Source organism: Flavobacterium agri (genome assembly GCF_013401995.1).
In the GTDB taxonomy this organism is placed as follows: domain Bacteria; phylum Bacteroidota; class Bacteroidia; order Flavobacteriales; family Flavobacteriaceae; genus Flavobacterium; species Flavobacterium agri.
On sequence record NZ_JACBJI010000025.1, the window covers coordinates 1010 to 2970 of the forward strand.

1 protein-coding gene and 1 pseudogene are annotated in these 1961 nt (G+C 60.5%); both read right to left on the reverse strand.

The window, feature by feature from the left end:
* A pseudogene (locus HZF10_RS17810) lies at positions 1 to 969 on the reverse strand (PD40 domain-containing protein); the annotation flags it as partial.
* A gap of 22 nt (positions 970 to 991) precedes the next feature.
* Positions 992 to 1912: a PorP/SprF family type IX secretion system membrane protein gene (locus HZF10_RS17815; RefSeq protein WP_176007597.1), complete on the reverse strand. Its 921-nt coding sequence runs from the start codon at positions 1910 to 1912 to the stop codon at positions 992 to 994.
* Between the last annotated feature and the right edge of the window lie 49 nt (positions 1913 to 1961).

Here is a 1961-nt window from a genome sequence, read left to right on the forward strand (position 1 = left end):
CGGCGTGCCGAAGCTGCCGTCGCCGTTCACGGCCACCTTCCAGATGTCGTAGCCTCCGGTCCCACCCGGCATGTTCGAGGAGAAGTAGAGCGTCCTGCCGTCCTTGCTGATGCTCGGGTTGGAGCACGAGTAGTCCTTGCCGTTGAACGGGAGCTCCTTCACGTTGCCCCACGACTCTCCGTCCTTGCCCGCCTTGTAGAGGTAGACCTGGCCCATCTTGAGCTTGTTCTTCCTGTCCTTCTCGAACTCGCCCTCCTTGAAGCTCTCGCTGGAGAAGTACATCGTGTTGCCGTCCGAGGTGATCGAGGCCGGACCCTCGTGGAAGCGCGTGTTCACGCCGCTAACCGGGGTAGGCTCGGCGAAGCTGCCGTCGGCGTTCATCACCGCCACGTACAGATCCAGGAACGGTTCCTCGTTCCAGCCGTAGGTCTTGCGCGCCTTGTTCCTTGCCGAGGCGAAGTACAGGTGGCTGTCGTCGGTAAGGACCGCGCCGAAGTCGCTCTTCTCGCTGTTGATGGCGAGCGGCTTGTCGTCGAACATCCTGGCCTGGGCACGGAGCTTCGGCAAATAGTTCGGGTCGGACTTGAACTCCTGGGCACGCTTGTCCTGGGGGGCCAGCTGCGCGAATTTGGACATCTGCTTGTTGGCTTCCTCGTACTTGCCCTCGGCCTTGAGCATCTGGGCGTAGTGGAAGTAGGTCTCGGCCTCCTGCTGCGACTCGGCGGCCTTGGCGTACCAGCGCACGGCCTCCTTGCTGTTGAAGACGTTGTAGTAGCTCTCGGCAAGCTGGCGGTACACGTAGCCGTCACCCTTGCCCTTGTCGACGAGCTTCAGGTAGGCCTCGGCGGCATCGACGTACTCCAGGCGGTTGTATAACTTGTCGGCATCGGCCGTGTCCTTGTTCTGGGCCGTCAGGGATGCACCCGTAAGCGCCAGAGACAACAATAAAATATGATGTAGTCGTTTCATTTCTTTTCTGTTCGCTTTTAGGTTAGAAATAACGTGGTGAACGGGATACCTTCTTGGCGTAAGGGATGTCGAAGAGCAGGATGATCTCGTGCGAGGCCGGCGTCGACACCTTCAGGTCCGAGACGATGTGGTCGTAGGCGTAGCCGATGCGGAGCACGTTGGGGATCACCCCAACGTTGGCCATCACGCCCCACGAGTCCTCGATGCGGTAGGTCGCCCCGAGCTCGAAGCGCTCCAGGTAAAGCCCGTTCAGGGATACGTCGTAGGAGGTCGGCGCGTCGAAGCTCGACTTGATCATAGCCGAGGGCTTGAGCTTGAAGTCCTGGCCCAGCTGGAACACGTAACCTCCCGTGAGGAAGTAGTGCAGCGCCTCAGAGCCGTAGCTCGTGCCGTTGAAGTCAAGGTATTTCCCTTTGAGCATGTTCGGGACCGAGAAGGCCACGTAGTACTTGTCGGTGTAGTAGAAAAGCCCCGCCCCCACGTTGAGCATCGTCTCGCTCGGGTTGGACGTGGCGAACACCCCGTCGCCCACGTCGGGAAGCGTCGGGTAGATCGTGGCGAAGTCCACCTTGTGGAAGGTAGCCCCTCCCTTGATACCGAAGGCGAGCCTGTGCTCACCCCCGAGCTGCAGCGTATAGGAGAAGTCCGCGTAGACGTTGGTCTCCTCGACCGGACCGATCTTGTCGTTCACCGCCGAGAGCCCGAGGCCCACGTTCTTCCCAACCGGGGAATGGATGAAGAACGTGCCCGTGGTAGGCGCGTCCTCGATGTCCACCCACTGCTTGCGGTACAGAAGACCGCCCGAGAGGCTCTCCTTGCTGCCCGCGTAGGCAGGGTTCATCACGTTCATGTTGTACATGTACTGCGTATAGTGCGGGTCCTGCTGCGCGCGGGAGGCCAGGGCCGTCAGCGCCAGGAAGGCCGTAATATATATTTTCTTCATTGTCGGTATGTTTTGTTCGCGGGGGAGGCGGCCGCCCCTCCTGAGGCGG

Excerpts from the sequence above, each read along its gene's own strand:
- HZF10_RS17815 (WP_176007597.1), bottom strand. The coding sequence starts at position 1,912 with ATGAAGAAAATATATATTACGGCCTTCCTGGCGCTGACGGCCCTGGCC.